Origin of the sequence: Pseudoalteromonas sp. Z9A5 (assembly GCF_011378875.1) — a bacterium.
In the GTDB taxonomy this organism is placed as follows: Bacteria; Pseudomonadota; Gammaproteobacteria; order Enterobacterales; family Alteromonadaceae; genus Pseudoalteromonas.
This window is the reverse complement of the sequence record NZ_WTLC01000010.1, coordinates 46,411-61,985: the sequence shown is the minus strand read 5'-3', so window position 1 is coordinate 61,985 and position 15,575 is coordinate 46,411. Positions and strand designations below refer to the sequence as shown.

At 38.0% G+C, this 15,575-nt stretch carries 14 protein-coding genes; 9 read left to right on the top strand and 5 right to left on the bottom strand.

Translation table 11 applies throughout. The features are described from left to right. Nucleotides 1-139 precede the first annotated feature (139 nt). The 6 genes from GQR56_RS07240 to GQR56_RS07215 all read left to right on the top strand — a co-directional run bounded on the left by GQR56_RS07240 (nucleotide 140) and on the right by GQR56_RS07215 (nucleotide 9,117). On the top strand, nucleotides 140-1,627 hold the full coding sequence (locus GQR56_RS07240; protein ID WP_024612275.1) for a peptide MFS transporter: 1,488 nt from the start codon (nucleotides 140-142) through the stop codon (nucleotides 1,625-1,627). Nucleotides 1,628-1,765: 138 nt separating this feature from the next. Beyond that, complete coding sequence (locus GQR56_RS07235) at nucleotides 1,766-4,510, top strand: metallophosphoesterase (RefSeq protein WP_166109887.1); 2,745 nt, start codon at nucleotides 1,766-1,768, stop codon at nucleotides 4,508-4,510. Between the two features lie 315 nt (nucleotides 4,511-4,825). Beyond that, a complete protein-coding gene (gene hppD, locus GQR56_RS07230; RefSeq protein ID WP_024612274.1) occupies nucleotides 4,826-5,872 on the top strand; it encodes a 4-hydroxyphenylpyruvate dioxygenase in 1,047 nt (348 codons plus the stop codon). A gap of 135 nt (nucleotides 5,873-6,007) precedes the next feature. Next, nucleotides 6,008-7,321 (top strand): fumarylacetoacetase, encoded by a 1,314-nt coding sequence (gene fahA, locus GQR56_RS07225; protein WP_166109884.1) that lies wholly within the window; start codon nucleotides 6,008-6,010, stop codon nucleotides 7,319-7,321. A 142-nt stretch (nucleotides 7,322-7,463) separates the two neighbouring features. Then, nucleotides 7,464-8,627 carry a M23 family metallopeptidase gene (locus GQR56_RS07220; RefSeq protein WP_166109881.1) on the top strand — a complete coding sequence of 388 codons (1,164 nt, stop codon included), beginning with the start codon at nucleotides 7,464-7,466 and terminating at the stop codon, nucleotides 8,625-8,627. Next, a complete protein-coding gene (locus GQR56_RS07215; protein WP_024612271.1) occupies nucleotides 8,617-9,117 on the top strand; it encodes a polymer-forming cytoskeletal protein in 501 nt (166 codons plus the stop codon). Before GQR56_RS07220 ends, GQR56_RS07215 begins: the two co-directional genes overlap by 11 nt. Before the next feature lies 1 nt (nucleotide 9,118). On the opposite strand, the gene GQR56_RS07210 is transcribed toward GQR56_RS07215, so the two are convergent. Then, nucleotides 9,119-9,592 carry a hotdog fold domain-containing protein gene (locus GQR56_RS07210; RefSeq protein WP_166109878.1) on the bottom strand — a complete coding sequence of 158 codons (474 nt, stop codon included), beginning with the start codon at nucleotides 9,590-9,592 and terminating at the stop codon, nucleotides 9,119-9,121. 183 nt (nucleotides 9,593-9,775) lie between these two features. Here GQR56_RS07210 and GQR56_RS07205 point away from each other — a divergent pair, with 183 nt between their 5' ends. The 3 genes from GQR56_RS07205 (at nucleotide 9,776) to GQR56_RS07195 (ending at nucleotide 12,149) form a co-directional block, all read left to right on the top strand. Then, entirely contained in the window at nucleotides 9,776-10,969 is a 1,194-nt protein-coding gene (locus GQR56_RS07205; protein WP_024612269.1) for a multidrug effflux MFS transporter, read from the top strand. A 2-nt stretch (nucleotides 10,970-10,971) separates the two neighbouring features. Further along, nucleotides 10,972-11,616: a LysE family translocator gene (locus GQR56_RS07200; RefSeq protein ID WP_166109961.1), complete on the top strand. Its 645-nt coding sequence runs from the start codon at nucleotides 10,972-10,974 to the stop codon at nucleotides 11,614-11,616. 68 nt (nucleotides 11,617-11,684) lie between these two features. Next, the gene (locus GQR56_RS07195; RefSeq protein ID WP_024612267.1) at nucleotides 11,685-12,149 is read left to right on the top strand and encodes a methylglyoxal synthase; all 465 of its coding nucleotides are present in this window, start codon (nucleotides 11,685-11,687) and stop codon (nucleotides 12,147-12,149) included. A gap of 18 nt (nucleotides 12,150-12,167) precedes the next feature. On the opposite strand, the gene yegD is transcribed toward GQR56_RS07195, so the two are convergent. The 4 genes from yegD to GQR56_RS07175 all read right to left on the bottom strand — a co-directional run bounded on the left by yegD (nucleotide 12,168) and on the right by GQR56_RS07175 (nucleotide 15,546). Then, entirely contained in the window at nucleotides 12,168-13,532 is a 1,365-nt protein-coding gene (gene yegD / locus GQR56_RS07190; RefSeq protein WP_166109875.1) for a molecular chaperone, read from the bottom strand. Nucleotides 13,533-13,594: 62 nt separating this feature from the next. Next, nucleotides 13,595-14,437 (bottom strand): DNA ligase, encoded by an 843-nt coding sequence (locus GQR56_RS07185; protein WP_166109872.1) that lies wholly within the window; start codon nucleotides 14,435-14,437, stop codon nucleotides 13,595-13,597. A 33-nt stretch (nucleotides 14,438-14,470) separates the two neighbouring features. Further along, nucleotides 14,471-15,127 (bottom strand): HAD family phosphatase, encoded by a 657-nt coding sequence (locus GQR56_RS07180; protein WP_166109869.1) that lies wholly within the window; start codon nucleotides 15,125-15,127, stop codon nucleotides 14,471-14,473. Nucleotides 15,128-15,246: 119 nt separating this feature from the next. Then, entirely contained in the window at nucleotides 15,247-15,546 is a 300-nt protein-coding gene (locus tag GQR56_RS07175) for a hypothetical protein (protein ID WP_166109866.1), read from the bottom strand. Nucleotides 15,547-15,575 lie beyond the last annotated feature (29 nt).

The following is a 15,575-nucleotide window of genomic DNA, read 5'->3' as shown; positions in this document are numbered from 1 at the left end:
CATACAGCAAATCATTATCTTAGATACAAATAAATATACTGATGGTCGAGCAATTTAGCCTTTGAAAAAATTAGGCTAATTTTGCTAAAGCAAAAAATTATAAGCCCATCATAACAATAATATGAATTAGGAAGTAAATATGAGTTCAGCTCCAGATAGTGGTTGGTTTGGCCACCCTAAAGGACTTTCAACCTTGTTTTTCACTGAAATGTGGGAACGAATGAGTTATTACGGTATGCGAGCTATGCTCGTATTATTCATGACCGCAAGCTTACAAGAAGAAGGCTTAGCTTTTACTGTAGCATCTGCTGCAGCAATTTATGGTTTATACACAGGCGCAGTATACTTTTTAGGCTTACCAGGTGGTTGGCTAGCTGACCGTTTATTTGGTGGTCAGAAAGCGGTTTGGTACGGTGGTATAATTATTATGGTTGGCCATATTATTTTGGCTATTCCTCATGATTATTCATTCTTCATTGGTTTAATATTTGTAGCAACAGGTACTGGTTTACTTAAGCCAAATATAAGCGCCATGGTTGGTCAGCTATACAGCGATTCTGATGAACGTCGCGATGGCGGTTACGCTATTTATTATATGGGTATCAACTTAGGCTCTTTAATTGGTTACTACGTTTGTGGTTACTTTATGGAAAATGTAGGTTGGCACTGGGCGTTTGGTGCAGCAGCTGTTGGTATGGCTATTGGTTTAGTGCAATATAAACGTTCACTTAACAACTTACCTGAGCATAGTGCTCTACCAGCTAACCCATTAGGACCAAAAGGTACTTCGCGTGCATGGGTTGGTATTGCTGCATTCGTAATTATTGCAGCTGCAATCACTACAGCCGCAATGACTGGTGCACTCATAATTGACCCAATAACTGTTGCAGGTTACGTTGCTGTTGTATTCACTATTATCTTTTTTGTTTATTTTGGTCTTATTTATTTTAACGGTAAATTAACAGATGCTGAAAAACAAAGAATGTGGGCACTATTTTTAGTATGTATCGCATCAGCATGTTTTTGGTCTGGCTTTGAACAAGCCGGTTCATCTTTAAACTTATTTGCTCGCGATTACACTGACCGCCTTATCGGTACTTTTGAAATCCCTACAACATGGTTTCAATCATTAAATTCTTTGTTTATTATTGTTTTATCGCCATTTTTTGCAGCTCTTTGGATTAATTTATCTAAAAGCTTAGTATCGCCTAGTTATAGCGTTAAATGTGCTCTTGGTTTAATTATCATGGCATCGGGCTTTTTAGTTATGTTTATGGCTGCTCAGTATGCAGCTGAAGGTCTAAAAGTAGCGCCTTACTGGCTTGTTACCACTTACTTTTTACATACTGTGGGTGAACTTTGTTTAAGCCCTGTAGCGCTAAGTGCCGTAAGCAAGTTATCGCCTAAACGCTATACAGGTCAAATGATGGGTGTGTTTGTATTAACTTACTCTATCGGTAATATCATTGCAGGCTTACTTGCTGGTAATTTCGACCCGAATAAAGTTGAACAAATCCCTAACTTATACTTACAAATTGCATTATTTAGCATTGGTGTTGGTATTGTTTTAGTACTAATGACATTTAAAGCTAAAGTATGGGAAAAACAAGGTTTATCAAACGAATAGTTTTTTAAATTAAAAACGCCCTCCTCCCTTCATATAAAAATATATGAAGGGAAATTTACTCATTCATCTTTGTTGCTTCCTTTGTTAACTGGTATTATGTGTTAATTGATCATTGAATACATATCAGGGCAATAGTCCATGCAATCATTAACTTTTACTCAAAAGAGTTTACTTTTCTTTTTCTCATTATGTTTAACTGCCTGCGGTGGCGGTGATGATGTAACTCTAAATCCAAATGATCCCGTTGAGCCTACACCATCTCAATTGAGCATCTCTAACACCTCTGGTTTATCTGTTGTACTTGATGATGGAAATTTCGAACTCAACATTTCAGCCAATGCTGTAACAACCAATGCAGAACTCACCTTCGAAAAGTTATCTTCCGCTGAAGAGAACCAAAGTGAGAATATAGTTTCTGGTACGTATTTACTTTCACCTAGCACTATTACATTTTCTGATTCAATAACGATTACTATAAAAATACCCGAAGACTATGAATTAGGTGGTCAGCTATTTATTGCCCGTTTAAACGGTAATAGTTGGGAAACTGTTAATAACTCAATCGTGTCTGAGGGTTTTGTTAGCGCACAAGTAAGTACATTAGGCACATATGCAATACAATTACAGCGCAAGGAAGCCTTTGCTGATATTGGTCCTACATGTGATATTAATGCCACAGAGCAATCTGTTAGGTTTATTCACGTTGCAGATATGCATGCCCGCTTTGGTTACAAAGAACAACTTTTTAGTCGTATTAAGGCATATCATAAAAAAGCGCTTAGCGAGTCGCCGTATACATTATTTACTGATGGCGGCGATGATTACGAAAAAGGAACTGTAGCAGAGCAAGTCTCACAAGGGCTCGCTACTGATGAAGCAATAAAAGCGATGACTTTTGATTTGCGTGTATTAGGTAATCATGACTATGCATGGGGACCTGAAAAATTACTTGAATTTTCAAAAGACGAAAACGCGATTGTTCTTGCTAGTAATACTCGTTACGAAGGTGCTCAGGCACAAGATTTTGACGGTGTAGACTTTGCTAAAGTACAAGTAGGTTGTATTACTTTTGGTGTACTTGGTATGACGTCTGTACCATGGAATGAGCTCGACAAGCCATTCGATGACGAACCAATCCCTGATTTTATAAAACAATTTAAAATGAGTTGGAAGTGGCAACAAGTTGCACAGAGTATTGTAAGTCAATATAGAGATGATGTTGACTACATGATAATGCTGAGCCATTTAGGTAAAGGCACCGATGTTGAAATAGCAACCAATGTTACAGGCATTGATTTAGTGCTTGGTGGTCATACTCATGGCGGTGAAGAATTAGTTGAACTCGATAATGGCTCTCTCGTTATTCAACCTGATTTTTATGCTCGTGGCGTTACTGATTTAAACTTAGTTTTTAATACTACCGATAAATCATTAAATCGTTACGACTATCAAACTGTAGATACAGAAACATCTATTGAACCTGACGAAGATACTAAACAAGCTATCGATGTAATTATGGGGCGTTACGCACCTGATGCTCAAACAGAAATAGCTATTTCAGAAAACTATCCGAATGCTCAAGAGCTCGCTGAAATCACAGCTCTAGCAGCAAAGCACTCAAGTACAATTATTGCGGCACTGCTTAACCCTGAATTAGTACAAAAACGTTGGACACCAGGCACACTTACTCAAGAAGACTTTCATAAAGCATTTTATGTTGAAAGGCAGCCTTCAAACACACCAGGTTTTAATTCTTTATATCAAGTAACCGTAAGTGGCACAGACTTAAATAGTATGTTTGCCAGCCAACCAGACTGGTTTTTACTAAAGCCAGAAAATGTTCAAGCAACAACTAATTACGATGTAGCATTATTTAAAGGCGCGGCGCTTAATCCTGAATTATTTTTTAACGGTGTTACCTTTACTAATATAAAACCGATTGCCGAAGCATGGTGGCTACTTGATCAATACGCACGCTTTAGAACAACTCAGTGTCTTCACATCGATACAGATACACAACTTAATGCCTGCCAAGATGACGCGAATGTCACTATTTGGAATTTTGACGACCCAGAAAACCCATTCACTCCTGACTTTGGTCCATCTGTATTAAGCTACTTTGACCCAGAAAATGAAAACTGGGGACCAGAAGAAACAGTATACGACACAACCACAGCACTCAATATTGCAGATTTAAATGATGGTCCTTCTGGCGTTATGGCTTTTTCTCGTCATGCACCAACAGAAGGCTTATTAATTAATTTAAATACCGCAGCAAATGGTGATTTTAAAAATGAAGGCTTAGTTTCTGACTACACAATAGTTATGGATATAAACTGGCCATTAGGTACACAAGATATCTACCGCGCTATAATTCAAGCCGATACAGAAAATTACGCTACAGATGATGCCGATATCTTTGCAAGCCCAGACGGCGGCTATGGCGAAGCAACCAGCAGCAGTGGTTACTTTGGTACAACAGAGCCTGATAGTTGGCACCGTGTTGCTTTTGTATTTTATACCGCACCAACAAATGGCGTATTTGAAATATACGTTGATGGTGAATTTGCAGGCGTTAAAGAAGAAGGCGAGATAAATCGCCGATGGGCACTTAATAAAACAATGCTATTACTGACTGATAACAACTACGAAGCCCGACCTGGTTATTTAAACGCATTACTTTATGCTGGTCGTGCAATGACACGTGGCGAAATAAAAAGTATGGGAAGTGCGCAGAAAAAACTTAACTATGAGCAAGCAACGCGAACACTAAATCAGACCATTGAACGTCATTACAAAACAGCCCCAGCTATTAAAACTAACTTATGGATAGAACAGAGAAACAAGTTTTTCAATTCTCATAGTGAAACTGTAAATAATTAATTACAAAAAAGGTAAGTTTTATACAAATACTGAAGAGGTTTAGATATACCTAAACCTCTTTATTAATTTAAAAATAACAATTAAAATCAATAGTATAAGATAAACATTATCGTATTATTAAAACTCTAATACACTTAAATTAATGTCATCTGTATTTCAAAAAAGCAACTTGCGTGTAACCGTCCCATTAAATTTACAAACTCGCTACGTACTAAATAACACCTCCCTCTTCCCCAAATCAAAAATCTGGTTGATTATCTACTGCAATATGACAACAACACATAATCGCAGTGCTTAATTGCGGGAGTAATAATAATGAGTGAAGTAAATAATTATTTAGGTTTAGTTGGTATTGAGTTTACCGAATACGCAACACCTGATGCTGATTACATGGATAAAGTATTTACTGATTTTGGTTTTTCAAAACTAAAAAAATTCAAAGGTAAAGACATTGTTTATTACAACCAAAACGACATTCATTTTTTATTAAATAATGAACGTGAAGGATTTTCTGCCGAATTTGCTAAAAGTCATGGTCCTGCTATTTGTTCTATGGGCTGGCGTGTTGAGAATGCAAAAAAAGCATTTGAAACCGCAGTTGAGCGCGGTGCAAAACCAGCAACCGATTCAACTCATAAAAATCTACCTTACCCTGCAATTTACGGTATTGGCGATAGCCTTATTTACTTTATTGAACAATTTGGCGACAAAGGTACTATTTACGAAAGTGATTTTGAAGACTTAGAAACGCAAAGCGTTGTTGAAGATAAAGGCTTTATCCGAATCGATCATTTAACTAATAATGTTTATAAAGGCACCATGGAAAAGTGGGCTAACTTTTATAAAGATGTATTTGGTTTTACCGAAGTACGTTACTTTGACATTAAAGGTCAAAAAACGGCGCTTATTTCGTATGCACTTAAATCACCATGTGGCACCTTCTCTATCCCTATTAATGAAGGTAAAGGTAACGATAACAATCAAATCGACGAATACCTTGGTGAGTACAACGGTCCTGGCGTTCAACATTTAGCATTTTTAACAGATGACTTAGTAGGCTCTCTTGATAAGCTTGATAAATCAACAATTGCAACGCTCGATATTATTCCTGAGTACTATGACACTATTTTTGACCGTGTACCTTGGGTTGCAGAAGACAAAGAAAAAATTCGTCAGCATCAAATACTCGTAGATAGCCAAAGTGAAAATTGCTACCTATTACAAATTTTTTCTAAAAATTTATTTGGTCCAATCTTTATAGAAATGATCCAACGCGTTGATGACGGTGGCTTTGGTGAAGGTAACTTCCAAGCATTGTTTGAATCAATCGAACGCGATCAAGAGCGTCGCGGCGTTTTATAATATATTTGAGTAGATTAAAAGCAGCGATATTCGCTGCTTTTGTCGTTTTAGTATTTAAAAAGTATTGCGCTAAGTACAAGTATGATTAAATAAATTGCACCTTGTCGCTATATTGTAAAGTCCAAAGGAAATGTAATGAGCCTAATTAACGAAACCCATAATATTAATTTAACTAGCTGGGTTGAGTCAGCTAATGTTGCAAATTGTGACTTCCCTATTCAAAACTTACCATTTGCAGAGTTTCGACTCAAAGGCACCAATGAGGCTTTTCGTGGCGGTGTTGCAATTGGAGATCAAGTAATTGACTTGGCACAACTAAGTAAACTCAATATATTAACTGGTGATGCACAAATAGCAGCAGACGCAGCAAGTGAATCAACACTAAACTCATTTATGAGCTTAGGTCAGCAATATTGGTCAGCATTGCGATTGGCGCTTTCAAAAGCTCTACGAGTAGGTTCAGAGCATCAACAAGCACTTAGCAGCACTTTTGTACATCAATCTGATATTGAATTTTCTTTGCCTTGTCGTATTGGTGACTATACCGACTTTTACACATCTATTTATCATGCAACCGCTGTGGGTCGCTTATTTCGTCCAGACAACCCGTTACTGCCAAACTATAAATGGGTTCCGATTGGTTACCATGGCCGCTCTTCATCTATTGATGTATCGGGTCAAACGTTTCATCGCCCAAAAGGTCAAACTAAAGCGCCTGATGCAGAAGCACCATCATTTGGTCCATGTAAACGTCTCGATTACGAACTAGAAATTGGTATTTATTTAGGCAAGGGTAATGCATTAGGTGATGCAATCGCTATCGAAAATGCTGAAAATCATGTGTTTGGCTTTTGTGTATTTAACGACTGGTCTGCACGGGATTTACAAGCGTGGGAATACCAACCATTGGGTCCATTTTTAGCTAAAAACTTTGCCTCAACTGTATCTCCTTGGATTGTGACAACAGAAGCATTAGCACCATATAGAACAAGTTGGACCCGTGATAAAAACGACCCGCAACCTATGGATTATTTAGAGTCAAAAGCAAACCGAGAGCAAGGTGCTTTTGATATTCAAATGGACGTTAAAATTCAAACACAAAAAATGCGCAGCGAAGGTCATAACCCAACACGTGTATCAACATCTAGCTTTAAACACTCTTATTGGACTGTCGCGCAAATGGTTACTCACCATACTGTAAATGGCTGTAACTTTATGCCAGGTGACATGCTGGGGTCTGGGACTCAATCTGGTCCAACGCATGAAGAGGCAGGTTCCCTACTTGAGCTTTCTCGTGGCGGCAAAGAAAAAATAACTCTCAGTAACGGTGAACAACGCAGCTTTTTAGAAGATGGCGACAACGTTATTATGCGTGGCTGGTGTGAAAAAGAAGGATATGCACGAATTGGCTTTGGTTCAGTAGAAAGCAAAGTACTTCCAACTAAGTAACACATTTTTATAAATTAAATATACAAAGGACTGCTTTTAAAGCAGCCCTTTTTTATTAATTTTTGAACAGTTACAATTTTTTTCTGGCTTTTTAAGCTCAGATTGATATCTTAATCCGGTTAATAGCCAGTGTTTATATGCCATGTCAGTATTTATAAAGTCTTTTTATCATAAATTTTTTCCAACTCGTCAGCTACTTATACGCCAAAATGGCGAAGTTAAGCATGTTGTTTTAGCGTCTTGGTTCCAACTTCTTGTAGCATTGCTTATTTTTGTTACTTTCGCTTGGATGAGTGTTTCTAGCTTTCGTGTTTATATGCAAACTGGCAAAATTTCCGATATTGAACAAAGTCGAATAGATACGCAAACACTCTGGCAAAAAAAGGCCGATGAACAGCAACGCCTTCACTCAAAACAATTAGAACAACTTGCTATACTTGAACAAAAGCAGGTTCTTTTACAAAGTATGATCGAGTCACTCCCTGCTTCTATTAGTAAAGATTCAATTAAACTTGATGATGAACTCGAATCGCCAATTAGCGAAGATAATAATGACTTCCATGAACCACTCATTGGCAGTGAATCAGAAAACAAACACGCAAACTTAATTACTCCAATAACATTTGCAGCAAGATCAGCCAATTTAGAAAAACAATACGAGCAAGATTTTGCGCTACTCAGTCACGAAATAGATAAACGCCATAACGTTATTTTAACGATGCTAAAAGGTGCAGGACTTGAATCGGCGTTAGAGCAGCATTTAACTCTCGACACACAAAAAACAGCTCAAGGTGGTCCACTTGATATATTTGACGAGACTAAAATCCCAAGCAATTTTTTAGCTATAGTCGACAAGCTTCTTGTATTAAATAACCTAGAAAACTTTTTAACTGAATTACCAAACACACTACCTTTAGCCAATTCCAAGTATTATGTTTCGAGCAGCTTTGGGCTTAGAAAAGATCCTATGAACAGTCACCACGCGTTTCACAAAGGTATTGATTTAGCTGGTTGGCACAAAACCGAAATATTTGCTCCAGCAGACGCTGTGGTACTTCGTGCTGGTCGTAACGGTGGTTATGGTAACTTTATAGAGCTTGAACATAAAAATGGCTTAGTAACACGATTTGGTCATTTAAATAAAATTAAAGTTAAAAAAGGTCAATTAATTACTAAAAATGATGTTATTGGCTTAATGGGCAGCACAGGAAGAAGTACCGGCACCCATTTACATTACGAAGTTTTGCTTAACGGCAAACAAGTTAATCCTCTAAAAATAACAAAGGCGCTTTCTCGTGTTCGGTAAAAAAAAGCAAACAACAAGTAACACATCTTTGAAAAGAGTGAATCATACGCCGTCTATTATTTCACAAGACGTGCGTTTAACGGGTACATTAGTTAGCCAAGGAGAAGTTCAACTTGACGGTCGAATAGATGGCGATATTAAAGCAGAGCACTTAGTTATTGGCTCAACGGGTATGGTTGAAGGCATTGTTGAAGCTAAAAGCGTTATTGTTAAAGGTAAAATTATTGGCTCTATAAATGCCGAAGAAGTAAAAGTTCAAAGCGGCGCACATGTCCACGGTGATGTATTTCACGATACGTTGAGTATTGATGCTGGCGCTATTATTGAAGGCAGTTTAAAGCAACGCTTCGAAAAAGAAGATGTTGAACTAATTAGCGAAAAATTAAAGCCGGCAAGCGAAGTAAAAGCATTATTAGAGGAAGACGACAGCAGTTTGTCTTTTGTAAATAAACAAGCTGCTGATAAAAAGCACACTACAGAGAAAAAATAAGTTATTTTTTCTCTGTTATATACATTGTAATATCTGCAGTGAAAACAAGTTCATTGCGGGTATTATAAAGTTTTACCGGTACAATTAAATCTTCTTTATCAATCCACTCATGTGGTAAATCAATTTCAGCAATCGCTGTCACATCGGTATCTACTTTAGCTAAATATTGCACTGTCATCCCTTTTGGGATCCAGCGATGTGTTTTAACGGGCACGGTGGCATCAACCATCACTCCAGCGCACAGTTCAGCTAAATTACACTGCGCAATAGCATGAATAGTTCCAATATGATTATGGACGCTGCGACGGTTTTTAACTACCGCGCTGCAATGCCCTTCTCGCAAATCAAGTACATAAGGTTTCATAGAACCAAAATAAGGTGCTTTAAAGCAAACGGCTTTAGTAAAAAGCCAATTTCCAAAAGGCAACCGCTTAAATTTAAGCCATGTTTGTACAAGTGCAGATTTATTACTCATTAATATTTTCCGTCAACGATTACTTTTCTCAAATTAACACATCAGACCAGTTTAAAAAAGTGCATTTATGCTGTCTTTTTAGCTTAATCTAATCAAAAAATTAAAATCACACCCTATGCAGGGGTCATAAGCCCTTTCTTTTTTATGAGTGCACACCTAAAATACTCGGCAAAAGGAGACTAAATGCAAACACAGCCCGCTAAACCAAATATGACCTTGTTACTTATCTTAGGGTTACTCGTTATATTTTGCCCTATGGCAATCGATATTTATTTACCCGCTTTTCCTACCATTGCAGAGCAATTTGCAGTTACAGAACAACAAGTACAACAAACTGTTGCTATTTTTATGCTAACAGTAGGTTTGGGGCAATTAATTGCAGGTCCTCTTGCTGATAAATTTGGCAGAAAACCTGTTGCCGTTGTTGGTATTAGCTTATATGCAAGTTCAGCATTACTTGCTTACTATTCCCCTTCTTTTGAAGTATTAATGGCTGCACGCGCCCTTCAGGGCTTAGGAGCTTGTGCCACATTTGTGGTGGCATTTGCTATTGTTCGTGATAAATATGGTGCGCAGCGCAGCGGACAAATGATCACTTACCTTAATGGTATTGTGTGCTTTATTCCTGCAATGGCACCAATTTTAGGCGCGTGGCTCACTGTGCAATTTGGCTGGCGAATGAACTTTATGTTTTTAACCGTTTTTGCTGTTGTAGGGCTTATTGTCACGTTATTCTTTTTTAGAGAAACCCGCCCTGCCGATAGCCACTATCAAGGACATATTTTAGATTTACGTCGCTTTACACCGATAATTAAAACACCTGTATTTTTGTTTAATAGCTTGATTTGTATGGTCGCTATGTCGGCTATATTAGTTTATGTGACGCTAGCACCAGGTTGGATCATTACGTATTTAGGCGGCACAGTCGCCGATTTTACTTTTTGGTTTACGCTAAATGCAGTAATAAGTATTGTCGCAAGCTTTATATTACCAACGTACATAAAACGAAATAGCCAACGTGCGTTACGTGTTGGTGTTAGCTTGTTGGTTTTCTCTGGCTTGTTAATGCTTGCCCTTAGCAATATCGAAACCGCATTTGCACTTATGCTTCCTATTTTAATTGCTGCATTAGGTTTTGCATTAAGCTTAGGCTCTGCAGCAGGCATGGCACTATCAAGCTTTCCTAAACAAGCAGGAACAGCGTCTGCGCTACTAGGTGCAATGCAAATGAGTGGCGCTAGCATATTAGTCGTGCTAACCCAGTTTTTAGATATGAGTACACCATGGCTTATTGCCTTTCATTTATTATTATTAACTCCATTGTGGCTTATTTTAATGAGTAAAAAAGCGAACACGCTGCACCCAGCTAAAACCTAATGATGATTAATCCTGATTTTTTAGGCTCATTTTTACTCGCTAGCTTTTTAATGGCTGTTGCACCGGGCCCATCTAATGCATTTTTAATGGCGCAAACGTTTGCCAATGGAAGAAGCGCCGGTATGCAAAGTGCTTTTGGCTTTGCATTGGGTGGCGTAATACATACTTTTTTTGCAGTAGTAGGCTTAACAGCAGTATTAAGAGCCTCACCGACCGCTTATACAGCAGTCCAATATGTTGGTGCAGCATACCTATGCTATTTGGGACTTATGATGATTAAAGGGACGTTAAAACAGCCAGAATCAGTATCTAAAAGTAAGCAAGCCGATAAGCCCCATGTAAGCACTAGTAAAAAAAGTAATGTAATGTTTCAGGCAATGATGACTGAAGTACTCAATCCTAAAGTTGCATTATTTTTTATTGCATTTATTCCACAGTTTGTAGATCCAACGCTTTCATCTGCCACATTTCAGCTCGCTTTTTTTGGTTTGCTTTATCCTATTTTTGCTTTTCCGATCGACTGCACGTATATTTATTTTGGCGATAAAATCGCACAATTTTTTAGACGAAATCCGAATAGTCAGCTTTGGATTGATAGGATCACCGGTATTGTATTTATTGCCCTTGCTATCAATCTATTATTTTAACTAACCTACGCTTTGGTTAAGTAATTTATTACCCAGAGTTTAGGTTAACTAATAAAAAAAGAATCAGCATGGAACAAAAAAGACAATCTCTTCCCGCACAAAAAAATATCGCTTTAGTTGCTCACGATGGTAAAAAAGCAGCATTAAAACTATGGTGTGAAAAACACAAAAGCATTTTAAGTAAACATACTTTATATGGCACAGGTACTACGGGGCATTTAATCCAAAAAACCACGGGACTGGATGTAATTCAACTTTTAAGTGGTCCAATGGGCGGCGATCAACAACTAGGTGCTAAAATTGCAGAACATGAAATACATGTTTTAATATTTTTTTGGGACCCATTAGCATCGCAACCTCACGACCCTGATGTTAAAGCATTGCTGCGCCTAGCAGCTGTTTGGAATATTCCGGTGGCGTGTAATGAAGTCAGTGCAGATATGTTGTTAAGCTCACCGCTTATGGACGTAGAACTTGAACGTACATTGCCAGATTACGAAAAATACCTCGCAACCCGACAAATAGATCTTTAAACCTGAGTATCATTCAGGTTATTTATAAAGCATGCTGGCCCATTTAGTCAGGCCAGCAGTTACACTACCAAAGTGATCTCCGTTAACCATTTTTATATCACCTAAATGTTTACTCAACGCAGCTTTAATTAATGGTGATTGCGCGCTGCCACCGGTTAAATAAATAACATCTGGCGTTGTTGCAGCATCACTAATAGCTTGCTTGGCAAGCGTTACTATTTGGCTAATACTACTCTCTACTGCAACAGATAAATCATGCACTGATAAGTTTTTATAAAGGTCTGTATCTAAAAAGCTTAAATCACAGTTAAATTCGTTCGCTGACGAAAGTGCAATTTTTGCGGCTTCGCCTTGCTGTACTAACTGATGACCTTGTTTATTTTGCTGTAAATGTATTAAACGCTTATAAAGATCAGGTGCACTTACATCTCGTAATTGTGCGCTTAACTCACGAGCATGGTTTGCACTATAAAACTGACTTTGTAGATTTACGTCATTAATTTTACACGCTTGCCAAAATGCTTGGTTTGGTAATGGAAGCCCCGATTTAAACGTGCTACCTAAGCCCAACAGTGGCATTAATCCATGGTAGCTCAATGCAATATCTAAATCATTACCACCAACACGTTTACCACTGTGCGCTAAAAAGTCTGCATCGCGCTCACTGTTACCTCTAAAGCTTGGTCCCATTTGCACAAACGAGCAGTCACTCGTACCACCGCCTATATCTATAACGAGTACTTTTTGATTTTGTGTTAAATCACTTTCGTAATCTATACCAGCGGCTAGTGGTTCATATAAAAATGCCACATCTTTAAAACCAGCGCGTTTAGCTGCACGCTCTAAAATACCAACGGCTTGCTGATTTGACTGCTCACCACCAACAGCCTGAAAGTTAACCGGTCGACCAATCACAGTTTGCGTAAGAGATTGACCTAAAGAGTGCTCTGCACGTTGTTTTATTTTTAAGATCATCGCCGTAGCAATGTCTTCAAAAAAGTTAATTTGACCTTGCTTTAAACCAGTTGCGCCAAAAAATGATTTAGGGGACTTAACAAAATAACCTTCTTCAGGAAACTGCACATATTCGCTAATCGCTTCACGACCAATAAATAGGGTTTCGTCTGAAGGGTGTAAATCAAGATCTGATTTAATACGAGGAAGTGTATTTAAAAGCGCTTGGCGCTGAATTTTAAATTCATGTTCGTCAGCAGTGCCTTGTAAATGCTTAGCAACAAAGTCAACTACCAACGCACTGTGATGAGTGTAAAGCGTAGAAGGTAAGTAATGTTTTCCTTGCTCTAATGGCACTAATTGAACGTTGCCCTCGTTCATAACACCCATAGCACAATTAGAACTACCGTAATCAAAACCTACAAACATACTTCACCACGCATTACCAAAAAGGTCGCGTAATTTAGCACACTTTGTAAAAGTTTCAAACGCTATAAACCAGCCCTTACGCGTAAATAACTCGCAAAACGCGGTAATCCATTTTTTGTTAAGCCATGATATCGGTACGTAACGACACTTCCTATTGGAGGCGGGCTCCTTCTGTCATCATCATTAAACCCTGTACCAATTGAAAATATAACTCCCTCTGGTGTTTTTACTCTAAGCGCGCCAAGCATATCTTGATATTTTCCTTTCCCTGGTAAATATGCAATAACAACGGCTTCCGCATCTAAATATGGTTTCAACTTTAACAACTCATTACTACGTCCACTGGTATGTTTAGCGCTTGCAAGATGTAGCATTACACCCTCCCCACCTTGCTTGGTTATGCTCTCAAAGTAATCTGTTAATAACTGATTATTGATAAAACGATACTGCTTAACCGCTTTTATATGTGGCGAGTTTAAATTAGTAATAAGTTTATTGTAGTTTTCGTAGCGAATGCTAAAAGGAAGATCTGTATCGGGCATATCAAACACCTGATAAGTAACACTTTGCCAATCATGATTGTTCGGGATTTTAGTCCTTACAATACCACTGAGTGATGCAAAATCGTTTTGCTTAGTCCACAGCTCGCCATCTAGCCACACATTAGGTAGTACACCGGTAAACCAGCTTGGTGCATTAATAGTATTCCCTTTTCGGGTTACTAAGTGTGTACCTGTCCAAATAGCTCTAACACCATCAAACTTTTCACTAACCAAGTATTTGCTTACATCATGATGCTTAGTTTCATCATAAACTTTAGCTAATAATACGCTTGGTTGCGCAGCACTTAAAAGTTGCGAAAAAAAGAGTGTTGCAATTAAAACGATTAATTTTATAACAGGCATTTACGCATCCAAGCTAAACAAAAGTGTTTTAAACTATAGTTGAGATTGCACCCATTGCCAAAATTCATCCAAGTTGTTCATGCGATACGTAGCCTGACTAAAATCATGTTCTTGGGTGTGGCTATTAGCAATTGCCACCACACGTAAAAATGCATTATTTGCAGCTGTTACACCTGTAAATGTATCCTCTACTGCAATTGCATTATCAGCCACTGTATTTATCTGCTCAAGTGCTAGTAAATAAGGATCCCCAGCTGGTTTGGGATTAACTACATCATCTTTTGTTACAACGGTATCAAATAACTCATAAAAACCTAAACCTTTAAGAATCGGCAAAGCCTCGCTACGTGCACTGCCTGTTACTAAAGCAATTTTGAGCCCGCTATTTTTTACAGCTTTTAAGGTTTGCTCAGTAAATGGCATGAGTGGCGGTAAGTTTGTTTTTACATGTTCGCTAAACAAGCGATATTTTTCATCAGCTAAATAAGCAGCGCTAACAGACAAGTTATGCTCGTTCTTAATCTCAATAGCGGCTTCTAAAGTAGGACGACCTGAAAAGCGCTGACAAAATATATCTTCTGTATAGCTCACATTATATGGTGAAAGTACCTTATTCCAACACACAAAGTGCATAATTTCTGAGTCAACTAATGTGCCATCCATATCAAACAATACTGCTTCTAAAGTCATCCTCATTCCTTATTTAAACTAAATTTAAGTAACTTGATTATTGAATAATAAATATCTTAACCAACATTCAGATTAAGTAATAAAAAAGGCGCCTTAAGCACCTTTTTATTTAATTACAGTTATTCACTCAAACCTGCTGGTGGCTCGCCTGTGGCTTCTTCACCGGTTTCAACATCAACAAGCTCGTACCCACGAGCTTTGCGCATAACTTTAAGTACTGGCTTTTCAAACGCTGTTTTTAAACGTTCCGAGTCATCTTTTAACCCATCAAGCGTAGTACCAAAAGGTGCAGCGCCGGTTTCTGACCAGTTAGTTACTTTACCATTAAGGTTATATTCTACTTCGTGTATTTGATACTGCGCAGCTTCATCTTTAGTTGCTTCACAATAAATAACACGGTAATTCCAAAATCCAGCCATTTTCTTATCTCATTAAATTAATTAACGCT

What these genes read in the sequence shown, in the direction of transcription:
- GQR56_RS07195 (WP_024612267.1), top strand. Translation starts at nt 11,685, where the DNA reads ATGGAACAAAAAAGACAATCTCTTCCCGCACAAAAAAATATCGCTTTA.
- GQR56_RS07200 (WP_166109961.1), top strand. Translation starts at nt 10,972, where the DNA reads ATGATTAATCCTGATTTTTTAGGCTCATTTTTACTCGCTAGCTTTTTA.
- GQR56_RS07185 (WP_166109872.1), bottom strand. Translation starts at nt 14,437, where the DNA reads ATGCCTGTTATAAAATTAATCGTTTTAATTGCAACACTCTTTTTTTCG.
- GQR56_RS07205 (WP_024612269.1), top strand. Translation starts at nt 9,776, where the DNA reads ATGCAAACACAGCCCGCTAAACCAAATATGACCTTGTTACTTATCTTA.
- yegD (WP_166109875.1), bottom strand. Translation starts at nt 13,532, where the DNA reads ATGTTTGTAGGTTTTGATTACGGTAGTTCTAATTGTGCTATGGGTGTT.
- GQR56_RS07175 (WP_166109866.1), bottom strand. Translation starts at nt 15,546, where the DNA reads ATGGCTGGATTTTGGAATTACCGTGTTATTTATTGTGAAGCAACTAAA.
- GQR56_RS07235 (WP_166109887.1), top strand. Translation starts at nt 1,766, where the DNA reads ATGCAATCATTAACTTTTACTCAAAAGAGTTTACTTTTCTTTTTCTCA.
- GQR56_RS07220 (WP_166109881.1), top strand. Translation starts at nt 7,464, where the DNA reads ATGTCAGTATTTATAAAGTCTTTTTATCATAAATTTTTTCCAACTCGT.
- hppD (WP_024612274.1), top strand. Translation starts at nt 4,826, where the DNA reads ATGAGTGAAGTAAATAATTATTTAGGTTTAGTTGGTATTGAGTTTACC.
- GQR56_RS07180 (WP_166109869.1), bottom strand. Translation starts at nt 15,127, where the DNA reads ATGACTTTAGAAGCAGTATTGTTTGATATGGATGGCACATTAGTTGAC.
- GQR56_RS07210 (WP_166109878.1), bottom strand. Translation starts at nt 9,592, where the DNA reads ATGAGTAATAAATCTGCACTTGTACAAACATGGCTTAAATTTAAGCGG.
- GQR56_RS07240 (WP_024612275.1), top strand. Translation starts at nt 140, where the DNA reads ATGAGTTCAGCTCCAGATAGTGGTTGGTTTGGCCACCCTAAAGGACTT.
- fahA (WP_166109884.1), top strand. Translation starts at nt 6,008, where the DNA reads ATGAGCCTAATTAACGAAACCCATAATATTAATTTAACTAGCTGGGTT.